Genomic DNA, 22,839 nt, shown 5'->3' with positions numbered 1-22,839 from the left:
TCCCACGGTAACCGTCCTTCCGCTTGCGCGAGATGGGGCGCAAACGGGTGATAGAGAGGCAAGACGGGCTCGACTCGGGTCACTTGAGGCCATGGCGGGGGAGCACGGGCGCCGGGTGCGTGCGCCCGCTCACACCTTGCCTATGCCCAGGGTGGATTCCGAGGGCAGCAGTCCGGTGGAGAGGAAGGCGACCCAGGGGTCGCCGAGGAGCTCGGTGAGGCGGTCGACGCCGGTGCCGCCGAGGGCCTGCCAGGGGGCCACGGCGAGACGGTCGGTGTCCTCCTCCACCTGGCGGCGCAGGGCGCGGCCCGCCTCCGTGGCGGTGCCGTCCCGGGCGACGAGACCGCGGTCGGCCAGGCGGGCTCCGGCGGCCGACCACTGCCCGGGGCTCCAGCCGCGGCTCTCGAAGCGCTCGACGGAGGCGGCGCCCGTCGCCGCGAAGGAGACCAGGGACTCGACGGGGTCGAGGTCCGCGTGGAGCAGGGCGGCGACATGGCCGTCACCGCGGTGTTCGCGCAGGATCGTGGCCGCGTGCCAGAGTTGGAGGTGCGGGGCTTCGGGCCAGGGCAGTTCGGCGTTGGCCGCGGCGAGCGGGCGGCCCGCCGTGCCGGCGGCCTCGGCCGCGCGCCGGGCGAGGGCGGCGGCCTCGGCCAGTCCGGGACCCTCGACACGGTCGCCCAGGATCGCGCGGTAGGTCCGGTCGATGCCGCGCAGGCGTGCCTCCAGCACCCGCTCCGGCCGGGCGACGGTCCAGGCGGGGCCGATGTGCTCGGCGACCATGTGCGGGGCGAAGCTGTAGAAGGCGGAGGCCACCCGCTCGGGTCCGGCCGCGCCCAGCGGGGCCGCGCGCAGCGGGAAGTAGCTCGGCCAGCGGTCTGTCACGGCATAGCCGAGGGCGGCCGACTCCTCGAAGATCTCGGGCGCGTAGTACAGCACCGCGTGCAGTGGCTCCAGCAGGTGCCACAACTGGCGCGCCCGCGCCGGCGGCACCGCCTCGGCACGCCCGGTCGCCGCCGCACTCCCGCTCGCATTCCCGATCGCACTGCCGGTCCGCTCGGACATGGCGTCACCCCTCCCCCGTGCGCGGCCCGTCCGGCCACGCTCGAACTTGACACTGACTAGATTGCCTCGGCGGCCACGAACTTGTCAATGCCTAGATGGCGCGTAGGCTGCTTCCCATGAGCCCCGCGAAGTCCCCGGCCGCGTCGCAGCGGTCGTACCACCACGGTGACCTGCGCCGTGCCGTGCTCACGGCCGCGCTGGACGTGATCGCCGCCGACGGTCCCTCGGCCCTGAGCCTGCGCGATCTGGCACGCCGGGCGGGGGTGTCGCACGCGGCGCCCGCGCATCACTTCGGGGATCGCGCCGGTCTGCTCACGGCGATCGCCGCAGAGGGCTACGGGCTGCTGGCGCGGGCGCTCGGCGACGCCCGCGACCTGCGCGAGGCGGGCGTCCGCTACGTCCGCTTCGCCCGCGAGCACCCCGCCCACTTCCAGGTGATGTTCTCCCCCGGACTGCTGCGCGGCGACGACCTGGAACTCGGCACGGCCCGCGCCCTGGCGGCGGACGCGCTGCGTGCCGCGGTCACCGCCGTCGACCCCGGCGACCGCGGTCCCGACGCCCGCCTGGCCGGAGTCGCCGCCTGGTCCCTGGCCCACGGTTTCGCCACGCTGCTCCTCGGCCACAACCTCGACGGAGCCGTCGGCGACGACGATCCGGAGGAGGTGTTCCGCGCCCTCGCGGCGATGCTGTTCCACTCGGCCGGCCCGGACACCCCCCGCACTTGAACTCTCGGCCGGCCCGGACACCCCCGCGCTTGACCTTGTCACCGGCGTCAGGGTCGGACGATCCCGGCATGAGCGAGAACAGCCACTCCCGTACCCCCCGTACCGTCCTCGTGACCGGCGCCGGCACCGGCATCGGCCGCGCCACCGCGCGCGCGTTCGCCGCCGAGGGCGCGCAGGTCGTCGCCGTCGGCCGCCGGGCCGCGCCCCTGGCCGAGACCGCGGAAGGGCACCCCGGGATCACGCCCCTGCCCGCCGACCTGACCGCCGAGGACGGGCCCGAGACCGTCGTACGGGCCGCGTCGGAGCGGTACGGCGGGATCGACGTGCTCGTCAACAACGCGGCCGTCATCACCACCGACTCCCTGCGCAGCTACACGCGTGCGTCGGTGCGGCCGCTGCTGGAGACCAACCTCCTCGCGCCCCTGCTGCTCACCCAGGCCGCGCTGCCGGCGCTGGAGGAGAGCCGGGGTGTGGTGGTGAACGTGACGACCTCGGTGGGCCAGCGGGCCTGGCCCGGCAACTCCCTGTACGCGGCGGGCAAGGCGGCCCTGGAGGTGCTGACCCGCAGCTGGGCGGTGGAACTGGCACCGCACGGCATCCGGGTGGCCGCCGTGGCCCCGGGCGCGATCGAGACACCGATCACCGACCACGCCGGCCACACCCCCGAACGGCGCGCCGCGATCCGCAGGTGGCAGCTCGACCACACCCCGCTCGGCCGGATCGGCCGCCCCGAGGAGGTCGCCTGGGCCATCACCCGCCTCGCCTCCCCCCAGGCGTCGTTCGTGACGGGCGTGGTCCTCCCCGTCGACGGCGGTGCGGTCGTCGCCTGACGGGCTAGCCCCCCGGGAACGGTGCCCCGCAGGCCTTCCGGGCACGCCGTCAGGCGGATTCGCCCGCATCTCTCAGGGCCGCCGCCAGCCGTTCCCGTACGGCCGCCTGGGCCGCTATGCGGGCGTCGAGGACGGCCAGCCGGTCCCGGGCGATCTTCAGGCCCTTGGCGGAGGCGGGGCCGGCGGTGACGTCGCCGTCCAGGCAGGGCAGGAACGCCCGCACGTCGTCCAGGGTGAGGCCCGCCTCCAGCAGCCGGCGGATGTTGCGGACGCGGACCGCCGTACGGGCGTCGTACTCGCGGTAGCCGTTGGCGGCGCGCGTGGAGGTGATCAGGCCCTGCTGCTCGTAGTGGCGCAGGGCGCGCGGTGTCGTCCCGGTCGCCCCGGCCAGCTCACCGATCCGCACGCGCGCCCCCGTCCCTGTACTCAACCGGCTAGCTCAGGACCGAGGTGAGGAACTCGCCGACCCAGCCGAGCAGTTCGCGGCCGACCAGCGGCTTGCCGCCGACCTTCGCGGTCTTCGGGCGCGGAACCAGCACCTGGTGCACGGCGGGCTTGATGACCGTGCCCGGATAGAGCCGCTTGAGCCGCAGCTCCTGCGACTCGCGCAACTCCACCGGCGCGAAGCGGATGTTGGTGCCCTGAAGGACGACCTCGCCGACGCCGCACGCGCGCGCGAGCATCCGCAGCCCCGCCACCAGCAGCAGGTTCTCCACCGGCTCGGGCAGCTTGCCGTAGCGGTCGGTGAGCTCCTCGCGGACGGCCTTGACGTCCTCCTCGGAGTTCGCGGAGGCGATGGCCCGGTACGCCTGGAGGCGCAGGCGCTCGCCGGGCGCGTAGTCGTGCGGGACGTGCGCGTCGACGGGCAGCTCGATCTTGACCTCGAGCGGCGGCTCCTCCTCCACCTCGCCGGTCTCCAGCTGCCGCCGGTAGTCGGCGACCGCCTCGCCGACCATGCGGACGTACAGGTCGAAGCCGACGCCCGCGATGTGCCCGGACTGCTCGCCGCCGAGCAGGTTTCCGGCGCCGCGGATCTCCAGGTCCTTCATCGCGACGTACATGCCCGCGCCCATCTCCGTGTGCTGGGCGATGGTCGCCAGGCGCTCGTGCGCGGTCTCGGTGAGCGGCTTCTCCGGCGGGTACAGGAAGTAGGCGTAGCCGCGTTCCCGGCCACGGCCGACGCGGCCGCGCAGCTGGTGCAGCTGGGACAGGCCGAAGTTGTCGCCGCGCTCCACGATCAGTGTGTTGGCGTTGGAGATGTCGATGCCGGACTCCACGATCGTGGTGGACACCAGCACGTCGAACTTCTTCTCCCAGAAGTCGACGACGACCTGTTCCAGCGCGGATTCCGACATCTGGCCGTGGGCCGTCGCGATACGCGCCTCGGGGATGATCTCGCGCAGTCTCGCCGCCGCGCGGTCGATGGACTCGACGCGGTTGTGGATGTAGAAGACCTGGCCCTCGCGCAGCAGCTCACGGCGGACGGCCGCGCCGATCTGCCGCTCCTCGTACGGCCCGACGAAGGTGAGCACGGGGTGGCGCTCCTCCGGCGGGGTGGTGATCGTGGACATCTCGCGGATGCCGGTGACCGCCATCTCCAGGGTGCGCGGGATCGGCGTGGCCGACATGGTCAGCACGTCGACGTTGGCGCGGAGCTTCTTCAGCTGCTCCTTGTGCTCGACGCCGAAGCGCTGCTCCTCGTCGACGATGACCAGGCCCAGGTCCTTGAACTTCGTCTCCGAGGAGAACAGGCGGTGGGTGCCGATGACGACGTCCACCGCGCCGTCCTTCAGGCCCTCCAGGACGGCCTTGGCCTCGGTGTCGGTCTGGAAGCGGGAGAGCGCCCTCACGTTCACCGGGAACTGCCCGTACCGCTCGGAGAACGTCCCGAAGTGCTGCTGCACCAGCAGCGTCGTGGGGACGAGGACGGCGACCTGCTTGCCGTCCTGTACGGCCTTGAAGGCGGCCCGCACCGCGATCTCGGTCTTGCCGTAGCCGACGTCGCCGCAGATCAGGCGGTCCATCGGGACCGACTTCTCCATGTCCTCCTTGACCTCGGCGATGGTGGTGAGCTGGTCCGGGGTCTCCGCGTAGGGGAAGGCGTCCTCCAGCTCGCGCTGCCACGGGGTGTCGGAGCCGAAGGCGTGGCCGGGGGCGGCCATCCGCGCGCTGTACAGCTTGATCAGGTCGGCGGCGATCTCCTTGACGGCCTTCTTCGCGCGGGCCTTGGTCTTGGTCCAGTCCGCGCCGCCGAGGCGGTGCAGGGTGGGGGCCTCGCCGCCGACGTACTTGGTGATCTGCTCCAGCTGGTCGGTCGGGATGTACAGCCGGTCGCCGGGCTGGCCGCGCTTGGCGGGCGCGTACTCGACCACCAGGTACTCGCGGGTGGCGCCCTGCACGGTGCGCTGCACCATCTCGATGTAGCGGCCGACGCCGTGCTGCTCGTGGACGATGTAGTCGCCCGGCTCCAGGGTGAGCGGGTCGATGGTCTTGCGGCGGCGGGCCGGCATCCGGGTGCCGTCACGGCCGGCGGCCTTCTGGCCGGTGAGGTCAGTCTCGGTGAGGACGGCGAGCTTGAGCGCCGGGTCGACGAAGCCGTAGTCGATGCAGCCGCAGGAGACGTGGACGACGGACGGGCTCAGGTCGCCGAGGTCGACGTCCAGGCGGGCGGCGATGCCCTCGCCGCCGAGCACCTCGACCGTGCGCGCGGCCGGGCCGTGGCCCTCGGTGACGAACACGGTCCGCCAGCCGTCGGCGAGCCAGCCCTTGGTGTCGGCGAGGGCCCGCGCGGTGTCGCCGCGATAGGTCTCGGGGGCGTGCATGCCGAGCTTGAGGGTGTCCGCCTCCAGTTCGAGATCGGCCGCGAACGGCGACACCGACCACCACATCATGTCCAGCTCTCGCGCGCGGTCGCGGACGTCGGCGATGGACCACAGGGAGGCGGCGCCGACGTCGATCGGGGCTTCGCCGCCGCCGGCGGTGGCCGCCCAGGATGCCTGCAGAAACTCCTGCGAGGTCGCCACGAGGTCGGCGGCGCGCGTGCGGACCCGCTCCGGGTCGCAGACGACGGCCATCGCGCCCTTGGGCAGCACGTCGAGCAGCAGCTCCATGTCGTCCACCAGGACCGGCGCCAGGGACTCCATGCCCTCCACGGCGATGCCCTCGGCGATCTTGTTCAGGAGTTCGCCGAGCTCCGGGTGCTCCTCGGCGAGGGCACGCGCGCGTGCGCGGACGTCGTCGGTGAGCAGCAGTTCGCGGCACGGCGGCGCCCACAGGCCGTGCTCGGCCACTTCGAGGGAGCGCTGGTCGGCGACCTTGAAGTAGCGGACCTCCTCGACGTCGTCGCCCCAGAACTCGATGCGCAGGGGGTGTTCCTCGGTGGGCGGGAAGACATCCAGGATGCCGCCGCGCACGGCGAACTCGCCGCGCTTCTCGACGAGCTCCACGCGCGCGTAGGCGGCGGCCGCGAGGGCTTCGACGATGTCGTTCAGATCGGCGCTCTGGCCGGTCCTCAGGGCGACCGGTTCCAGGTCGCCGAGGCCCTTGACCTGCGGCTGGAGCACGGAGCGCACGGGTGCGACGACGACGGAGACCGGGCCGGTCTCGGGGTCGTCGGGGCGGGGGTGGGCGAGGCGGCGCAGGACGGCGAGGCGGCGGCCCACGGTGTCGCTGCGCGGGCTGAGCCGCTCGTGCGGGAGAGTCTCCCAGGAGGGGTACTCCACGACGCCCTCTTCGGGCAGCAGGGAGCGCAGGGCGGCGGCCAGGTCCTCGGCCTCCCGGCCGGTGGCGGTCACCGCCAGGACAGGCCGGCCCGCCTCGCGGGCCAGGGCGGCGACCGCGAAGGGCCGGGCCGCCGGGGGGCCGACGAGGTCGACGTGCATGCGGTTGCCGTCCGTCGCCGCCGTGATCGCTTCCGCGAGGGCGGGGTCCTTGACGACGGCGTCGAGCAGACCGTGCAGGCTCATGGAGGAGGCTTTCCGTCCTGGGGTTGGCAACGCGAAGAGCCCGACGCGGGTGACCGGCCGGGGGTGTCCAGCGTACGTCGCTGCCGGGCTCGCCGTCGGCGCCTGTGGACAACCGGGGCGCCACGCCTCCCGAGTCCCCGCTTTCCCGCCCGCCACGCCGGAAGTCGTCGGGGCGGGGCGGGGCGTCCCGGGAAACGCCGTCGACCCGGCGCCGGGAAGTCCCGCAGGACTTCCCGGCGCCGGGTTCTCCCCCGCAACCCCCGTGTGCGGTGGCCGTCGGCCCGGTCCGGGCGGCTAGTCGGTCGCGATGGCCTTCAGCACGTTCATCCGGCCCGCCCGGAACGCCGGGACCAGCGCGGCGAACAGGCCCACGAAGGCCGATCCGATGAACACCCCGGTGATCGTCGGCCAGGGGATCTCCAGGACCTTCAGGCCCTCCAGGGCGAGGAGCTTCTGGGCGGTCGCGCCCCAGCCCATGCCGAGGCCGAGGCCGAGCAGGGCGCCGAAGACGGCGATCACCACGGACTCCAGGCGGATCATGCGGCGCAGCTGGCGGCGGGAGAGGCCGATGGCCCGCATGAGGCCGATCTCCCGGGTCCGCTCGACCACGGACAGTGCCAGGGTGTTCACCACACCGAGGACCGCGACGATGATCGCGAGCGCCAGCAGGCCGTAGATCAGGTTCAGCATCTGGCCGATCTGGTCCTTCAGCTCCTGCTTGTAGTCGGTCTGGTCGCGCACGGTGTACTGCGGGAAGTCGTCGTGCAGCGCGGCCTTGAGGGCCTTGTAGGCGGCGGCTTCCTGCCCGTCCTCGGCGGTGGCGAAGACCAGGTCGTCGAGCGGCATCCGGTCGGCCGGCACGTACCGGGCGGCGGTGGCGATGGACGCGTACATCGCGCCCTTGTCGATGACGGTGTCGTCGCTGGTGATCGCCCGGACCGTCAGCCTGGCCGTCCGGCCGTCCTTGAAGTCGACCGCGACCGTGGAGCCGAGCTTGATGCCGTGCTTCTTGGCGAAGCCCTCGAAGACGGACATCGAGTCGGGCTTGTAGGCGTCGGCGAGGCTGCCGGCGACCGTCTCGGTCCGCAGGTCCTTCGGGTAGGTCGGGTCGGCCGCGTTGATCGTCTCGTCCTCGGAGACACGGCCGTCCGGGGTGGTCAGGGTCGCGTCCAGGAGCTTGTACTCGGTGACCCGCTCCAGGCCCGGCGCGCCCTTGATCGCGTGGACCGCCCGCGCGTTGATCTCCTTGCCGTTGTCGTCCTGGATGATGAAGTCGGCGCCCACGGTCTTGTCGAGCTGGTCGGTGGCGGAGGCCACCATGGAGGAGCCGACCACCGACAGGCAGGCCACCAGGGCCAGGCCGATCATCAGGGCGGCACCGGTGGCGCCGGTGCGGCGCGGGTTGCGCAACGCGTTGCGCTCGGCCATGCGGCCCACGGGCCCGAAGACCCGCAGGATGATCGCGGCGAGGACGCGGACCAGGCCGGCGGCGAGCAGCGGGCCGATGACGACGAAGCCGATCAGGGTGAGCACCACGCCGAGGCCCAGCCAGCCGGAGCCGGTCTTGGCCTTGTCGGCGGTGGCGGCGACGTAGAGGCCGTAGCAGCCGGCGCCGGTGAGCAGCAGGCCGATGACGGCGCGGACGGCACCCGACCTGGCGTCGGCCGGGGCGCCCGCGTCGCGCAGGGCGGCCATCGGGGAGACCTTGCCGGCGCGCCGGGCGGGCAGGTAGGCGGCGAGGACGGTGACCACCACGCCGAGCAGCAGGCCGAGGGCGGGAGTGGTCCAGGCGACGGTCAGGTCGTCGGTGGACAGGTGCATGCCCATCAGGCCCATGAGCTTCATCAGGCCGATCGCGATGCCGACGCCGGCGCCCACGCCGAGCGCGGAGCCGATCACGCCGAGCAGCAGCGCCTCGATCAGCACGGACCGGTTGATCTGCTTGCGGGAGGAGCCGATGGCGCGCATCAGGCCGATCTCGCGGGTGCGCTGGGCGACCAGCATGGAGAAGGTGTTGATGATGAGGAAGATGCCGACCAGGAAGGCGATCCCGGCGAAGCCGAGCATCGCGTACTTCATGACGTTCAGGGAGCTCTGGACGCCCTTCTGGTTGGCCTCGGCGACCTCCTTGGCGGTCTGCACCTTGTAGCCGTGCCCGAGGGCGGCGGTCACGTTCTGCTTCAGCCGGTCGTCGGTCACGCCCTGGGCGGCGGTGACGTTGACGTTGGTGTAGACACCGGTCCGGCCGACGAGGGTCTGCTGGGCGGTCTTCGTGTCCAGGTAGAAGATCGCCGCGCCGGGATTGGTGACCTTGAAGGTGGCGATGCCGGACACGCGCGCGTGGTGGGTCTCGACGGCGGTGATGACGCCGATCTCGTCGCCGAGCTTCAGGTGGTGCTTGTCGGCGGTGTCGGCGTCGACCATCACCTGGTCCGGGCCCTTGGGCGCCGTACCGGAGCTGATCTCCATGGTGCGGGCGTCGTTGCCGTTCCAGCTGCCGACGATGGTGGGCGCGCCGCTGCTGGGCGACAGCTTGTCCTTGTCGGCGTCGACGACGGTCACCGAGGTGGAGAACACGGTGCCCTCGGCCGACTTCACGCCCCCGGCCCCGCGGACCTCGTCGAGGACCGAGGCCGGCACGACCGGCGGCATGCCGGTGCGGGAGGTGGTCTCGCCGGTGTCGGAGGCGTTCTTGGCGCTGACCGTCACGTCCGAGGCGGTCGCCTGGAACAGCTTGTCGAAGGTGGTGTTCATGGTGTCGGTGAACACCAGCGTGCCGCACACGAACGCCACCGACAGCAGCACCGCCGTCGCCGACAGCGCCATGCGTCCCTTGTGCGCGAAGAAGTTGCGCAGCGAGGTCTTCAGGACGGTCATGACGTGCGCCCCCGGGCGTCGAAGTCCTTCATGCGGTCAAGGACCTGATCGGCCGTCGGGTTGTACATCTCGTCGACGATCCGGCCGTCGGCGAGGTAGAGCACGCGGTCGGCGTAGGAGGCGGCCACCGGGTCGTGGGTGACCATGACGATGGTCTGGCCGAGTTCGTCCACCGAGCGGCGCAGGAAGCCCAGGACCTCGGCTCCCGCACGCGAGTCGAGGTTTCCGGTCGGCTCGTCACCGAAGATGATCTCCGGGCGGGCGGCGAGCGCGCGGGCCACCGCGACGCGCTGCTGCTGGCCGCCGGAGAGCTGGGTCGGCCGGTGCTTGAGGCGGCCGGCGAGCCCGACGGTCTCCACGACCCGGTCCAGCCAGGCCCGGTCGGGCTTGCGGCCGGCGATGTCCATGGGCAGCGTGATGTTCTCGATCGCGTTCAGCGTGGGCAGCAGGTTGAACGCCTGGAAGATGAAGCCGATCCGGTCCCGGCGCAGCTGGGTGAGCTTCTTGTCCTTCAGGCCGGTTATCTCGGTCTCGTCCAGGAAGATCTGACCGCCCGTCACGGTGTCCAGGCCGGCGAGGCAGTGCATCAGGGTGGACTTGCCGGACCCCGAGGGACCCATGATCGCGGTGAACTGACCGCGGGCGATGTCCACGTCGACGTGGTCCAGGGCGACGACCCGGGTCTCTCCGGACCCGTACGCCTTCACGACCTGCCGCGCCCGCGCGGCAACGGCCGTACGCCCTCCAGTGCCCCCGTGCCTGGGAATGGTCACAGCCGATGTCACGGTATGTCTCCTATGTCGGTCGACAAGTCGGTGAGGTGCCCGGTGTTCCGGGTCGTCGTTGCGGGTACGTCGATGAGTCTCGCGGTCGGCGGGGGTGCCGCGCGCTGGTGCGAAGCCCCGTCTTTCCGGGGGGCTAACCCCACCCCCGCCGCTGCGGTTCGCCGCCCCCCAGCGGCGTAAAGCCAGGTTAAGGAACGACCCCGGCCGGTCTCGTCCTCCGGCGGGACGAACCCTCCCCGAGCCGTAGTACGGAGATACCCCTAGGGGTGCTCCACCGCCGGGTGGAGCCGTTCTCGGGGTTGTCTCCACCCTTCGGTGCGCAAAGGCTCCACCCTTCCGTAGCGTCGGGGTCAAGCCGCAGTCCCGTGGGAAGCTGTCGTGCCGGACATGGATGCAGGGGGCAACGGGGTAGCTTCCGGCGGGAAGCACGGGAGGGGTGTGCGGTGGGGAGTACGACACCGGCGATACGCGGCGGCGCCGCCCGGCGTGCCGGACCCGCGCGGCGGGGCGCGGTGGTCGCCGCGCTCATGCTGGCGATGGCACTGGCGGCGCTCGACTCCACCGTCGTCTCCACGGCCGTACCGCAGATCGTCGGCGACCTCGGCGGGTTCTCCGTCTTCTCGTGGCTGTTCTCCGGCTATCTGCTCGCCGTCACCGTCACGCTCCCCGTGTACGGCAAGCTGTCCGACACCTTCGGCCGCAAGCCGGTGCTGGTGGCGGGCGCGGCCGTGTTCCTGCTGGGTTCGCTGCTGTGCGCGGCGGCCTGGAACATGGCGGCGCTGATCGCGTTCCGGATCGTGCAGGGCCTGGGCGGCGGGGCGTTGCAGGGCACCGTGCAGACGCTGGCCGCCGACCTGTACCCGCTGGCGGAGCGCCCGAAGATCCAGTCCAAGCTGTCGACGGTGTGGGCGGTCTCCGCGGTGGCCGGCCCCGGGCTCGGCGGGGTGCTCGCCGCCTACGCCGACTGGCGCTGGATCTTCCTGGTCAACCTGCCGATCGGCGCGGCCGCCCTGTGGCTGATCGTCCGTCATCTGCACGAGCCGGAGCGGGAGAAGGTGCCGCACGCGCGCGTGGACTGGGCGGGCGCGCTCGCGGTGTTCATGTGCGGCGGTGTGCTGCTGACCGCGCTGGTGCAGGGCGGGGTCGCGTGGCCGTGGCTGTCGGCGCCGTCACTGGCCCTGTTCGGCGCGGGCCTGGTCCTGGCCGCCGTGGTGGTGGCGGTGGAACGGCGGGCCGCCGAGCCGGTCATCCCGGGGTGGGTGTGGCGGCGCCGGACGATCGCGGCCGTCAATCTGGCGCTCGGCGCGCTGGGGCTGCTGATGGTGGCACCGGCGGTGTTCCTGCCCACGTACGCGCAGTCGGTGCTCGGGCTCGCGCCGGTCTCCGCCGGGTTCGTGCTGTCGGTGTGGACGCTCAGCTGGCCGCTGTCCGCCGCGTTCAGCCAGCACCTGTACCGGCGGATCGGCTTCCGGGACACCGCGCTGTGCGGCATCGGCCTGGCGGCGCTGATCCTGTGCGCGTTCCCGTTCCTGCCGTATCCCGGGTCGTGGTGGCAGCCGACGCTGCTGATGCTGCTGCTGGGCGGGGCGCTGGGGCTGTTCCAGCTGCCGCTGATCGTCGGGGTGCAGTCGACCGTGGGCTGGTCGGAGCGGGGCACCACGACCGCCTCGGTCCTCTTCTGCCGGCAGACCGGGCAGACCCTCGGCGCGTCCCTGTTCGGCGCCGTCGCCAACGGGGTGCTCGCCGCGCGGCTGGGCGGGGCGGGCGATCTGGACTCCGTCACGCGCGCGTTGGACGCCGGTACGGTTCCCGAGGCGACCCGGCGCGCGATCGCCGCGGCGGTGCACGCGGTCTACCTGGGGGCGGCGGGCGCGGCGGCGCTGGCGTTCGTGGTGCTGCTGGTGGTGGCGCCCCGGCGGTTCCCGGTGCTCCAGGACTGAGCGCCGCCGGGTCCGGTCGCCGAGCGGACGCGTCCGGGGCGGGCGGCCGCGCGTAGTAAGCGCATACCGACTGGCCAGTTCGGTGAAAACGCCGCGCACCCCCACGTCCCCGAGTAGCGTGCGTGACCCAGTTCCTCCCCCCACCTCCCTGCGGTCCGCCGCCACGGACCCGAGCCACGCAAGGAGCCCCGGGATGTCCTACGACCCGCCGCACCCGTCGTACCCGCCGCCGTCGCCGTACTCGCCGCCGCCCTCGTCGCACTCGCCCCGGCCGACCTACCCCTGGCAGCCCCCCGAGCCCCCCGACCCCGTCCGTCCGGCCCCCCGGCCGCCCCGTGAACCCCTCGGCCACCACAGCGACCTGCGCGTCCTGCGCAGCGCCTACCGCTGGCAGCGGCGCACCGCCACGCTCACCGCGCTGGGCTACTTCATCCTCTTCCTCGTCCTGTCCGCGTGTGCGCCCGGCGTCATGACGAGCACCGTCGCCGACGGCATCCCGGCCGGGCTGCTGCTCGCCCTGCTCACGCTCCCCGTCACCTGGCTCGCGATCGCCCTGTACGAGCACACCGCGCGCCGGCGCGTCGACCCGCTCGCCGACCGCATCCGCAAGCAGGCCGAACTGGACGCGCGCCGAGGGGCGACGCGATGACCGGCGCGACGACCGGCTCTCTGACCGGTTCGCTGACCGGCGCCACCGGCTCCTCGCCCGGCGCGGGCTTCGCCGGCTTCAGCGACTCCGCCCAGTCCATGTCCCTGGTCGCCTTCTCCACCGTCGCCACGGTGACCCTGCTGCTGTGCGTGATGACCGGACCCGACCGGGACGACCTGGACGAGTTCTACACCGGCTACGGATCCCTGTCCCCGCTGCGCAACGGCCTCGCCATCGCCGGCGACTACATCTCCGCCGCCACCGTCCTCGGCACCGGCGGGGTGATCGCCCTGTGCGGCTACGACGGTGTCGTCCTCGCCCTCAGTACGACGCTGTCGCTGATGCTGCTGATGTTCCTGCTGGCCGAACCGCTGCGCAACGCGGGCCGGTTCACCATGGGCGACGCGCTCGCCCGCCGGCTGCCGGGCCGCTGTGTGCGCGCCGCGGTGTGCGCGGTGACCATCGCCGCGCTGCTGCCGCTGATGCTGGTCCAGCTGGCCGGCACCGGGCAGCTGATGGCCTTCATCCTCGGCTTCACCAACGAGTCGCTGCAGACGGGGTGCGTCGTCGGCCTCGGCGCGCTGATGATCGCCTACGCGGCGATCGGCGGCATGAAGGGCACCGCGCTCATCCAGATCCTGAAGATCGTGATGCTGCTGGGTTCCGGCGCGGTGGTCGCCGTCCTGGTCCTGCGCCGCTTCGACTGGGACCCGGGCGCCCTGTTCACCACGGCGGCGCGGCAGAGCGGCGCCGGGCCCGGCTTCCTGCGCTCCGGGCTGCAGTTCGGCACCGCACCCGCGTCCCGGCTCGACATGGTCGCCTCGGAGCTGACCGTCGTGCTCGGCGGTGCCTGCCTGCCGCACGTCACCATGCGCATGTACACCGCCGCGAGCGCCCGCCAGGTACGCCGCTCGCTGTCCTGGGCCGTGTCGCTCGTCGCCCTGTTCGTGCTGGTCATCACGGTGGTGGGGTTCGGCGCCACGGCACTGCTCGGGCGTACGGCGATCTCCGCGGCCGACCCGCAGGGCAACACGGCGTATCTGCTGGGCTCGCGCGCGGTGTTCGGGACCGGCGTGTCCACAGCGGAGACCTTCCTGTTCACCATGGTCACCACCGCCGTCTTCCTGACCCTGCTCGCCTCGGTGGCCGGGATGATCCTGGCGTGCGCCAACTCCCTCGCGCACGACGTGTTGGCGGCCCGGGTCCAGGAGATGACGGCCCGCCGCGAGATGGTCCTGGCCCGCGTCTCCGCGCTCGCCATAGGGGTGCCGACGATCCTGCTGGCCACCCTGGTGCAGCACTACAGCCTGCAGCCCCTGGTGACGCTCTCCTTCTGCCTGGGCGCCTCCGCCCTCGCGCCGGCCCTGGTCTACGGCCTCTTCTGGCGCCGTTACACCCGTGGCGGGCTGCTGGGCACGCTGATCGGGGGCTCGGTGACCGTACTGCTGCTCATGCCGGGCACCAATCTCGTCTCGGGGTCGCCCGTCTCGGCGTTCCCGCACGCCGACTTCAACTGGTTCCCCTTCACCACCACCGGCATCGTCTCCATCCCGGCCGGCTTCTTCTTCGGCTGGCTGGGCACGGTGCTGTCGGGCCGCGCGAAGGCGGAGCGGCAACGGCGCCAGTACGAGGCGGTGGAGGGACGCATCCTGGCGGGGGCGGTGCGGAAGGGGGCCTGACGCGGCGTCCGCCGGGCCGGGCGCGCTACTCCATGGTCACCCGGCCGGTCAGTGAGATGAGGCTGTCACGTACGGAGTCCATGTGCGCCTGGACGTCGTCCCAGGTGTCGCCGTGCTCGCGCAGCACCTGTTCCGTCTCCTGGGCGATGAGCTCCTCGCGCGCGCGGGCTTCGGCGATGATGTCGGCGGCACGCGCGCGTGCCTCGTCCGGGGCGTTCCGGGCGAACTCCTCGGCGTCGGCGAGGGCCTGCTCGGCCTCGGCCAGCGCGGCCTCGGCCCGGTTCGACCGGTCGGCGTTCCGGGCGTCCAGCGCGGCCATCTGCTCGGCCTCCTCACGTTCGGCCGCGGCCCAGCGGCCGGCGTACTCCCGGGCCTGTTCGGCGAGCATGCCGGTGGCGCACTGACGTGCCTCGCGTACGGCGGCGAGCGCCTCTCCGCGCCCCGTCTTCATCTCGCGCCGGGCGCCGACGCGGACGGCGTCGGCCTCGGCCTGAGCGGCGAGGAGCGTCTGCTCGGCGCGTTCGTCGGCCTCCGCGCGGATCGCGTCCGCCGCCTCCCGCGCCTCCTGGAGCACCCGTTCGGCGTCCGCCTCGGCCTGCGCCGCCTGCCGCTGGGCTTCGCGGCGCGTGCGGTCCAGCAGGTCCGCCGCCTCCTCCTGCACGAACTGGAAGAGCCGACCCGCGTTCCCGCCGAGCGTCTCGTACGTCTGCGGCGGGAGTTCCGCGACGGCCTGGCGCACCCGTACGGCCTCCGCCTCCATCTCCTTGGCGAGGACGGTCAGCCGGGCGGCCCGCTCCCAAGCGGCGTCCCGGTTGTCGGACAGCGCCTCCAGGTACGCGTCGACCTGGTCGGGGCGGTAGCCGCGCCCCCGGACGGTCACGAAGCCGTGCGGCGGCATCGATGCGTTGCTCACCTGGGGACTCCTCTCCACCGGACCTGCACGACATAATGATTTCGCGCATATCTTGATGGATCGGACATAAGTGTTCATAACGCGACACTCCGCAGACACGTCACGTTCGGAACGTCGCAGTTGGCGATCGGTGTGGCGGACGCGGACACCCGGAACGGACCCGCCGCAAGGGTGACGGTGGCGGTGACGACAGGCCGGGGCGCCCACGGAACGCGTCGGGCCCTTCACGCGCGCGCGTGAAGGGCCCGGTGACGCGCCGCCGCCCGGCCGGGCGGCGGCGCGCTACGGCGACCGGGGAAGGGAACGCGTTACAGCAACCCGTCCCACATCTGCTCCAGCAGCACCGACCACCAGCTCTCCGGCGAACCGAGCGCCGCCGGGTCCAGAGCGGCCAGCTGCGCCTGGAAGTCGACCGTCCAGCGGCCCGCCTGCTCCTGGTTCAGCCCGTACCGCAGCCGCCACATCCGGCCCAGCAGCGCCAGGCACCGCGCGAACTCCGGCAGCCCGCTGTTCACGAACTGCGGCGGCACCGGCGCACCGCCCGGACCCGCCTCCACCGGCACGGCCACGATGTTCGCCGTCCCGTACTGCACACAGATCGCCTTGCCGAAATCGGTGCCCATGACGAGGTACGAGCCCGCGTCCGCCGCCGGCTGCACCCCGCGCTCGGCCGCCAGCTCCGCCAGCGTCGGCACCGGACGGCCCGGCTGCGCCTGCGCCCAGAAGAACGGGCCCATGTCCAGCGGCAGTCCGGCCACGACCAGCGTGTGCGCCACGACCGGCGGCACGCCCTGCCGGGACACCGCCTGCTGCTCGAACCGGAACACACCCGGCCCGAACGCCGCGGCCAGCTCGTGCGCGATCCCCTCCGGCGGCACCGGCGGCACCGCCTGCACCGGCGGCAGCGGCGCCCGCACCGGCGCCGGCCGCGCGGGACCGTCCGCCACCTGGTGCAGCTCACCCTGGTGCGCCAGCAACTGGTGCATGCCCTGCTGCCGGCTCGCGTGATCCGTGCCGTACGGCGCGATGCTCGTGATCCGCGCCTGCGGCCACTGCTCGCGGATCATCCGCGCGCAGTAGGCGCCCGGCAGCTCGCACGACTCCAGCTCCGTGTGCAGCTCCAGCACCTGGTCCGCCGGCACGTTCATGGCCCGCAGCTCATGGAAGATCTGCCACTCCGGGTGCGGCGTGCCCGGCGCCGAACGCCGGATCAGCTGCTGCTCGGAACCGTCCTGCGCGCGGTAGCGCAGCACGGCCTGATAGCCCGGGCCCACCGTCGGCTGCCCCTGCTGCGGATGCCCGTACGCCGGCGGCTGCCCCGGCACGGGCGCACCCGGCGGAGGCATCGCACCCGGCGGAGGCATCGCCCCGGGCGGCATCGGCTGCGGGGCGCCCGGAGGCGTACCCGGAGCACCCGGCATGCCGAGTGCGCCGGGGGCGGGCGGCGGCGGAGGCGCGCCGGGACCGGCCACCGGCGGAGCGGACAGCACCGTCTCCGCGTGGTGCACGGCCCCACGGGCGCCGCCCCCGGCACCGGGCGCGCCAGGAACACCGGGGACACCCGGAGGCTGCGGAGCACCGGGGGCGCCAGGAGCGCCGGGGACGCCCGGAGGCTGCGGGGCACCCGGCGCGGGGGGCATGCCCGGGGCACCGGGCAAGCCGGGCGGGTTCGGCACACCCGGCGCGCCCGGGACACCCGGAACACCCGGGGGCTGCGGGGCGGCGCCCATCTGGCTCGGATCGGCCAGCATCGTGGCCGCGTGGTGCACGTTGCCCGGAGGCGTACCACCCGGACCGGCCGGAGGCGCGGCAGGCGGATGGGGGGCACCCGGAGCGTTCGGCGCACCCGGCGCCTGCGGCCCGTTCGCACCACCCGGACCGGCCGGCGGGTTCACGCCGCCCGCCTCGGGACCCTCCGGCCCCAGCGCCGACACGAGCTGCGTCGGCACATACCCACCCGCCGGCGCACCCGGCGCGGGCGGCGGCGTCGCACCCGCCGGGCGCGCGCCCGGCGTGCCGGGAACACCCGGCGGCGGAGGCGGCGCACCGGCACCACCGCGCGCCTTCTTCGGCGGCGGCGCCGCCTTGCTCGTCGCGGCGTCCGCGATGTCCCCCGCGTGGGGTGCGAGCGGCCGCGCAGGCGCACCCGGGCCCGCCGGAGGCTGCGGCGCGCCCGGCGCACCGCCCGGCCCCTGCGGATAGCCGTACCCCGGAGCACCGGGCCCCTGCGGATAGCCGTACGACGGGGCGCCGGGCGGCGGAGGCGGGGCGCTGCCGTGCGGAGCGCCCGGCGACGGAAGCGGCGTGCTGCCCTGCGGCGGAGGCGGCGGCGTGCTGCCCTGCGGAGCGCCCGGCACGCCGGGAGCCATGGGGGGCGCGGGCGGAGCGGCGTGCGCCGGAGGGTAGGGCGCCACGCCCGGCGGCGGTGTGCCCGGAACCGGCGACGCGTGCGGATGACCGTACGCCGGAGAGCCCGGCGGCGGGGGCGTACTGCTCTGGCCGGCGCTCGGCGCGCCCGGCACGTCAAGCGCCTGTGCGATCGCCGTCGGCGGCAGCTGGCTGCCTGCCGACATCAACGCCGTCGGCGCGTCCGGCGCGACCGCCGGCGGACGCGCCACGTCGTCCGGTTCGCTCAACGGCGGCGCGAACACCGTCGCGGGCAGCGGCACGGACCGGTCGTCCTCACTGGCTTCCGCGTTCGTGTCCGTACCGGCCCAGGGCGTGGCGCCCGGAGGCACGTCCGCCGGAGCGGGCGCCCCCGGCACGCCGCCGGTCCCCGCATCTCCCGGCGCACCGGCACCGGCGTGCACCGCGCCGGGCGTACCCGCCGGCGCCCCGGCCTGCGTCTCGGCGAGCCCGCCCCCACCGGAGGAGGCACCACCCGGCGCCGCACCACCGGAGGAAGCCGGACCACCCACGGAAGCCGGACCCCCGACAGAAGCCGGACCCTGACCGGAGCCCGACACCACGCCCGACCCCGTGGCCGCGGCCGCAGCCGGTCCCGCAGCCGGTGTCGGCGTCGCCGTACCCGCCGCCGCGTCCTGCGGCCGCCGGTCGCCCAGCCCCAGCTTGTCCGCCGCCTCCTGCAGCCACTCCGGCGGAGTCAGCAGGAACGACGTCTGATTGAGGTCCAGCCGGGCGGGAGCGGGCGCCGGAACCGCGTCCTGCGGCTCGACGGCCCCGCCGTACTCCTCCTCGTACCGGCGGATCACCTCACCCACCGGCAGAGCCGGCCACAGCGTCGCCTCCCCGCTGTCCCGGGCGATCACCAGCCGCTGGCCGCCCGCGTCCGAACGCGGACCCTCGGCCCGGTCCTCGCCCCACACCACGAACCCCAGCTCGAACTCGCGCACCCGCACCTCACGGTGCTGGTACACGGGCACGTCACCGTTGATCCACTCCTCGGCGCGCTCCTGCGCCTGCGCGTAGGTCACCATCGCCTGCAGCTCACTCCCCCACCGGGCCGGAAGACGCCGAGCCGGAAGACACCGGGACGACACGGGCGAAACCGCCGTCCACCATCAGATTGGCCACCGTCTCCAGCTCCGGCGGACTGCCCGCCAGCCGGGACAGGAAGCCGTCGAAGTCGTCACCGCACGGCAGCAGCAGACGCTCCACCCGCTCCGCCGGCGACCACGACGGATCCACGTCCCGCACATCGTCGAACGCGCAGAACCACACCGTGCCGAGCCGCTCGCCCTTCACCTTCACCGCGAGCAGCCCGCCCTGCACGAACCCCACACCCAGGTAATCCTTCGTCAGGTGGTCGCGCAGACACTTGTTCACGTACACCAGGTCATTGACCGCGGCCTCGTCCCGCACCGTGAAGAACGGCTGGTCCAGCAGCAGCCCCAGCTCGGCGACCAGCGCCGTGCCGACCGGCGCACAGCCGCCCGCCGCCTTCAGGAACGAGCGATAGGCACCCGGCAGCCGGTAGCCGAGCTCCTCCTCGACCCCCTGCACCTGCGCCTCCGACACCGCCACACCCGACTTCGGCAGCCCGAAGTGCGCCGGCCGGGACTCCTGCAACGGCCGTGTACCACGCTTGGCATGGTCCACCGCCGCCGTCGCCACCCCGCCGTGATGCCGCAACAGCGCCTTCACCTCGACCGGGACCAGCTCCAGCCGCCGCGTGCCCGCCACGTGATGCCACGTCCAGCCGTGCGGCGTCGCCACATCCGGAACCGTGTCCCACAACTCGTGCCCCGTCGCCGCCAGCGCCGCGTTCGCCGACACGTAGTCCGTCAGCCGCAGCTCGTCGACCCCGAAACCCTCCGGAGGCTCGGCGATCTCCACCGCCACGCGCGCGTACGGCGAGAAATCCGGATGACCACGCTCATCGACCCGTACCCCTCTCGGGTGACGTGCCGCCCGGACCGGATCCGGAAAGTGCACGACCTGCCCGGCGTAGGCCGCGTTCGGCGGCATGGCTTGTCCCCCGGCCTGGCGGCTGGGCGGCGTCCCCAGCCCGAGCCGACCTGTCGTCATGGCGGTTGCCCCCTGCGGCGTTCTCTCTGGCCTGAACGGCGGTGTCGATCGCGGATGCCGACAGCCTATGCGGTACACGAACCCCGGTCACCGGCCCACCACATCCCGCGGCCCACACCCGCCCGGCGCGGACCAGAAGGATCCCGGCGAACGATACGGAACCTCCCCACACCCCCGTGACCAGCCGTCACCCCACCGTCACGGCCTGCCCGGAACGGGCGTGTCGCGGCGCCCCAGCTTCCGCACGAGCCACGGCATTTGGCACCCTGTGTCCTTCGGGGGGATGCCCGGGGAGGAAAACGATCATGAACACGTTGCAGACCGGAGGCGCCGACGTGCGGACCGGCGACCCTCGCATCGACTGGAGCGGCGCCGACACACCCCCCGCACCGACCCTCAGGCACCGCCGCGACGGAATCCTGCCCACCGTCGCCGCCGCCCTCTCCGTCCGCGGCACCACCCTCACCGGCACCGCCGCCCGCGCCGACCAGCCCCCCGCGCTGCACCCCCTCGTCCAGGACTTCCTCGACACCCTCACCAGCGCCCAACGCGACCGCTTCACCGGCCGCTGCGCCGAGACCATCCTCATCTCCCGGCACATCACCGCCGCCGACACCGCCCGCAGCAAACGCGCCGCCCGCCGGCCCATGACCAACAGCGAAGCCCGCAAAGCACTCAGACAAGCCAAACTCACCGCCCGCCGCATACGCGAGGACGGCGACCCCCTCCACGGCAGCTTCGCCGCCCCCTGCCGCGCCTGCACCGCCCTCAGCGCCCACTTCGGCGTCCGCGTCGTCGACCCCGCCGCAACCGACGACTGACCACGCCCGTCAACCCCGACAGCACCGTCACCACCGGCACCACCACGCGAGCACACGCGCGCGCACGACGAACGAAGGGCAGATGCACGCCGACCGCACCACCACCACACGCTTCCCCGTACCCGTCGACGCCGCCCTGCGCGCCGCCGGCTGGCAACCCGGACGCTGGGACATAAAGCAGGCCGAGATCTGGGCCGACACCCTGCGCGAACACACCTCACCCGCCGGACACCGGCACACCGTGTTCCCCGCCGCCGTCGAAGCCTGGGCCGAATTCGGCGGCCTGCGCATCACCCCCACCGGCCCCGGCCGCCAGATCGCCCCCGCCAGCCTGCACCTCGACCCCCTGCACGGCCTCCACCTCGCCCGCACCCTCGGCGACCTCGGCCGCGCCCTCGGCACCGAGCTGTGCCCCCTCGGCGAGGAGACCGACACCGCCGCCCTCCTCGCCATCGACGCCGAAGGCCGCGTCTACACCATCGACCACACCGGCGACTGGTACGTCGGCCCCGACATCGACCACGCCCTGGCCACCCTCGTCACCGGCATCGAACCCGCACGCCTCACCGCGGGCTGACCCCGCCCCCCTCCGGCACCGGGGAACGGCCCGACACGGAGAAAGCACCTGCCGGACCACCTCACGGCGAAAACTCCCGGCACCCCCCGCCGAACGACCCCGGCAGGCCGCCCTACACCGCCGGAATCACCGCCGACACCCGGAACCCGCCCGCATCCGTCGGCCCCGACACGAACACACCACCCAGCGCCACAACCCGCTCCCGCATCCCCACCAGGCCGTTCCCACCCGACGGCAGACCCGCCGCCGACGCCGACGCGAGCTCCGGCGGCGGACCGTTCTCCACCTGCATCGCGATCTCGGACACCCGATGCGCCAACCGCACCCGCGTCTTCGCACCCGCCGCATGCTTGTGGACGTTCGTCAACGCCTCCTGCACCACCCGGTACGCCGTCTGCTCGATCTCCGCCGCATACGACCGCACCTCCCCCTCGACCGACAGGTCCACCACCATCCCCGCGGCAGCCGACTGCCCGACCAGCTCCTCCAGCTCCGACAGACACGGCCCCTCCGCCGCCCCCGCCTCCGCGGCCGCCGCCCTGGACGCCGCCTCCGCGGCCGCCTCGCCGACCGCCGCCAACGGCACCGCCGCGGCCCGCCGCTCCACACCCTCCCCCGCCCGCAGCACACCGAGCATCTCCCGCAGCTCGGTCAACGCCTGCCGCCCCATGTCCCCCACGAGCGCGGCGTTCCGCACCGCCTTCTCCGGATCCTTCCGCGCGACCGCCTGCAACGCCGCCGCGTGCACCACCATCAGACTCACCCGATGCGCGACCACGTCGTGCATCTCCCGGGCGATCCGCGTCCGCTCCTCGTTACGCGCCCACTCCGCACGCTCCTCCGCCCGCTCCGCGAGCAGCTGAAGCTCCCGCTCCAGCGAATCCGCCCGCTCCCGCAGACTCTCCATCAGCCGCCGCCGCGCCCCCACGTACAACCCCAGCAGCACCGGCGGGGCCGTCAGCCCCAACGCCGTCGCGGCCGCCGCGAACGGCACGAACCAGTCACCCAGCGTCAGATCCCCGCGCGCCATGTCCTGCCGCACCCGCACGAACGTCACGATCGCCGTGCCCAGCAGCGACATGCTCGCCAGCGAGCCGATGACCCGCCGCGGCAGCTCACAGGCGGCCAGGGTGTACAGGCCGACGACACCCATCAGGAAGCCCATCTCGGCGGGCGTGATCGCGATCGACACCAGCACCACGGCGAGCGGCCACTTCCGCCGCACCAGCAGCACCGAGCCGGCGATCAACCCGAACACGATCCCCACGGACGCGGGGATTCCGGCATCCCGGGCGAACGGCACCCCCTCGGCGGCACACTCCATGGCGGACAGTGCCGCGAGACTCCCGTCGAGCAGCGCGCTGCGCCACCTTGCCCACCACCAAGGGCCGGTCAGGGCCCTGGCATGCTCTTCCCCCGTCGTGGTCATGTCTCCAGCCTACGGGCGAGGGGTGAGGCTTTTCCGGTGAGTTTCACCTACCTCCACACACGACACTCCGTAATCGATCGACCTCGAAACCACCCGGTA

At 73.4% G+C, this 22,839-nt stretch carries 16 protein-coding genes; 7 read left to right on the top strand and 9 right to left on the bottom strand.

Annotated features, from left to right (window positions below; translation table 11 throughout):
• Nucleotides 1-129: 129 nt before the first annotated feature.
• A complete protein-coding gene (locus FHS34_RS17260) occupies nucleotides 130-1,062 on the bottom strand; it encodes an SCO6745 family protein (RefSeq protein WP_225817492.1) in 933 nt (310 codons plus the stop codon).
• Between the two features lie 116 nt (nucleotides 1,063-1,178).
• On the opposite strand from FHS34_RS17260, the gene FHS34_RS17255 reads away from it, so the two are divergent.
• Nucleotides 1,179-1,787 carry a TetR/AcrR family transcriptional regulator gene (locus tag FHS34_RS17255; RefSeq protein ID WP_184966135.1) on the top strand — a complete coding sequence of 203 codons (609 nt, stop codon included), beginning with the start codon at nucleotides 1,179-1,181 and terminating at the stop codon, nucleotides 1,785-1,787.
• Between the two features lie 68 nt (nucleotides 1,788-1,855).
• Complete coding sequence (locus tag FHS34_RS17250) at nucleotides 1,856-2,617, top strand: SDR family NAD(P)-dependent oxidoreductase (protein ID WP_184966133.1); 762 nt, start codon at nucleotides 1,856-1,858, stop codon at nucleotides 2,615-2,617.
• A 49-nt stretch (nucleotides 2,618-2,666) separates the two neighbouring features.
• Here FHS34_RS17250 and FHS34_RS17245 read toward each other — a convergent pair whose 3' ends face one another.
• The 4 genes from FHS34_RS17245 to FHS34_RS17230 all read right to left on the bottom strand — a co-directional run bounded on the left by FHS34_RS17245 (nucleotide 2,667) and on the right by FHS34_RS17230 (nucleotide 10,244).
• The gene (locus tag FHS34_RS17245) at nucleotides 2,667-3,023 is read right to left on the bottom strand and encodes a MerR family transcriptional regulator (protein ID WP_184966376.1); all 357 of its coding nucleotides are present in this window, start codon (nucleotides 3,021-3,023) and stop codon (nucleotides 2,667-2,669) included.
• 28 nt (nucleotides 3,024-3,051) lie between these two features.
• Nucleotides 3,052-6,582, bottom strand: coding sequence for a transcription-repair coupling factor (gene mfd, locus FHS34_RS17240; RefSeq protein WP_184966131.1), 3,531 nt, complete (start codon nucleotides 6,580-6,582; stop codon nucleotides 3,052-3,054).
• Between the two features lie 294 nt (nucleotides 6,583-6,876).
• Nucleotides 6,877-9,459, bottom strand: a complete 2,583-nt coding sequence (locus FHS34_RS17235) for an ABC transporter permease (protein ID WP_184966130.1) — start codon at nucleotides 9,457-9,459, stop codon at nucleotides 6,877-6,879.
• Nucleotides 9,456-10,244, bottom strand: coding sequence for an ABC transporter ATP-binding protein (locus FHS34_RS17230; RefSeq protein ID WP_184966128.1), 789 nt, complete (start codon nucleotides 10,242-10,244; stop codon nucleotides 9,456-9,458). Before FHS34_RS17230 ends, FHS34_RS17235 begins: the two co-directional genes overlap by 4 nt.
• Nucleotides 10,245-10,687: 443 nt before the next feature.
• Here FHS34_RS17230 and FHS34_RS17225 point away from each other — a divergent pair, with 443 nt between their 5' ends.
• The 3 genes from FHS34_RS17225 (at nucleotide 10,688) to FHS34_RS17215 (ending at nucleotide 14,512) form a co-directional block, all read left to right on the top strand.
• Entirely contained in the window at nucleotides 10,688-12,184 is a 1,497-nt protein-coding gene (locus tag FHS34_RS17225; protein ID WP_184966126.1) for an MFS transporter, read from the top strand.
• A gap of 193 nt (nucleotides 12,185-12,377) precedes the next feature.
• Nucleotides 12,378-12,833, top strand: coding sequence for a DUF485 domain-containing protein (locus FHS34_RS17220; RefSeq protein WP_184966124.1), 456 nt, complete (start codon nucleotides 12,378-12,380; stop codon nucleotides 12,831-12,833).
• A gap of 98 nt (nucleotides 12,834-12,931) precedes the next feature.
• Nucleotides 12,932-14,512 (top strand): sodium/solute symporter, encoded by a 1,581-nt coding sequence (locus FHS34_RS17215; RefSeq protein WP_225817502.1) that lies wholly within the window; start codon nucleotides 12,932-12,934, stop codon nucleotides 14,510-14,512.
• 25 nt (nucleotides 14,513-14,537) lie between these two features.
• On the opposite strand, the gene FHS34_RS17210 is transcribed toward FHS34_RS17215, so the two are convergent.
• The 3 genes from FHS34_RS17210 to FHS34_RS17200 all read right to left on the bottom strand — a co-directional run bounded on the left by FHS34_RS17210 (nucleotide 14,538) and on the right by FHS34_RS17200 (nucleotide 19,913).
• Nucleotides 14,538-15,410 carry a cellulose-binding protein gene (locus FHS34_RS17210; protein ID WP_184966374.1) on the bottom strand — a complete coding sequence of 291 codons (873 nt, stop codon included), beginning with the start codon at nucleotides 15,408-15,410 and terminating at the stop codon, nucleotides 14,538-14,540.
• Nucleotides 15,411-15,733: 323 nt separating this feature from the next.
• Nucleotides 15,734-18,862: an SUKH-4 family immunity protein gene (locus tag FHS34_RS17205; RefSeq protein ID WP_184966120.1), complete on the bottom strand. Its 3,129-nt coding sequence runs from the start codon at nucleotides 18,860-18,862 to the stop codon at nucleotides 15,734-15,736.
• Between the two features lie 10 nt (nucleotides 18,863-18,872).
• Complete coding sequence (locus FHS34_RS17200) at nucleotides 18,873-19,913, bottom strand: SMI1/KNR4 family protein (RefSeq protein WP_184966118.1); 1,041 nt, start codon at nucleotides 19,911-19,913, stop codon at nucleotides 18,873-18,875.
• A gap of 305 nt (nucleotides 19,914-20,218) precedes the next feature.
• Between FHS34_RS17200 and FHS34_RS17195 the strand changes: the two genes are divergently transcribed.
• Nucleotides 20,219-20,734 (top strand): YwqJ-related putative deaminase, encoded by a 516-nt coding sequence (locus tag FHS34_RS17195; protein WP_184966115.1) that lies wholly within the window; start codon nucleotides 20,219-20,221, stop codon nucleotides 20,732-20,734.
• Nucleotides 20,735-20,816: 82 nt separating this feature from the next.
• The gene (locus FHS34_RS17190) at nucleotides 20,817-21,311 is read left to right on the top strand and encodes an SUKH-3 domain-containing protein (protein ID WP_184966113.1); all 495 of its coding nucleotides are present in this window, start codon (nucleotides 20,817-20,819) and stop codon (nucleotides 21,309-21,311) included.
• A 112-nt stretch (nucleotides 21,312-21,423) separates the two neighbouring features.
• Here FHS34_RS17190 and FHS34_RS17185 read toward each other — a convergent pair whose 3' ends face one another.
• On the bottom strand, nucleotides 21,424-22,740 hold the full coding sequence (locus FHS34_RS17185) for a sensor histidine kinase (protein WP_184966111.1): 1,317 nt from the start codon (nucleotides 22,738-22,740) through the stop codon (nucleotides 21,424-21,426).
• Nucleotides 22,741-22,839 lie beyond the last annotated feature (99 nt).

This window comes from Streptomyces echinatus, assembly GCF_014203595.1.
GTDB classification, from domain to species: domain Bacteria; phylum Actinomycetota; class Actinomycetes; order Streptomycetales; family Streptomycetaceae; genus Streptomyces; species Streptomyces echinatus.
Note: the sequence above shows the minus strand (reverse complement) of the source record. Positions and strands in the feature narration are given on the sequence as shown.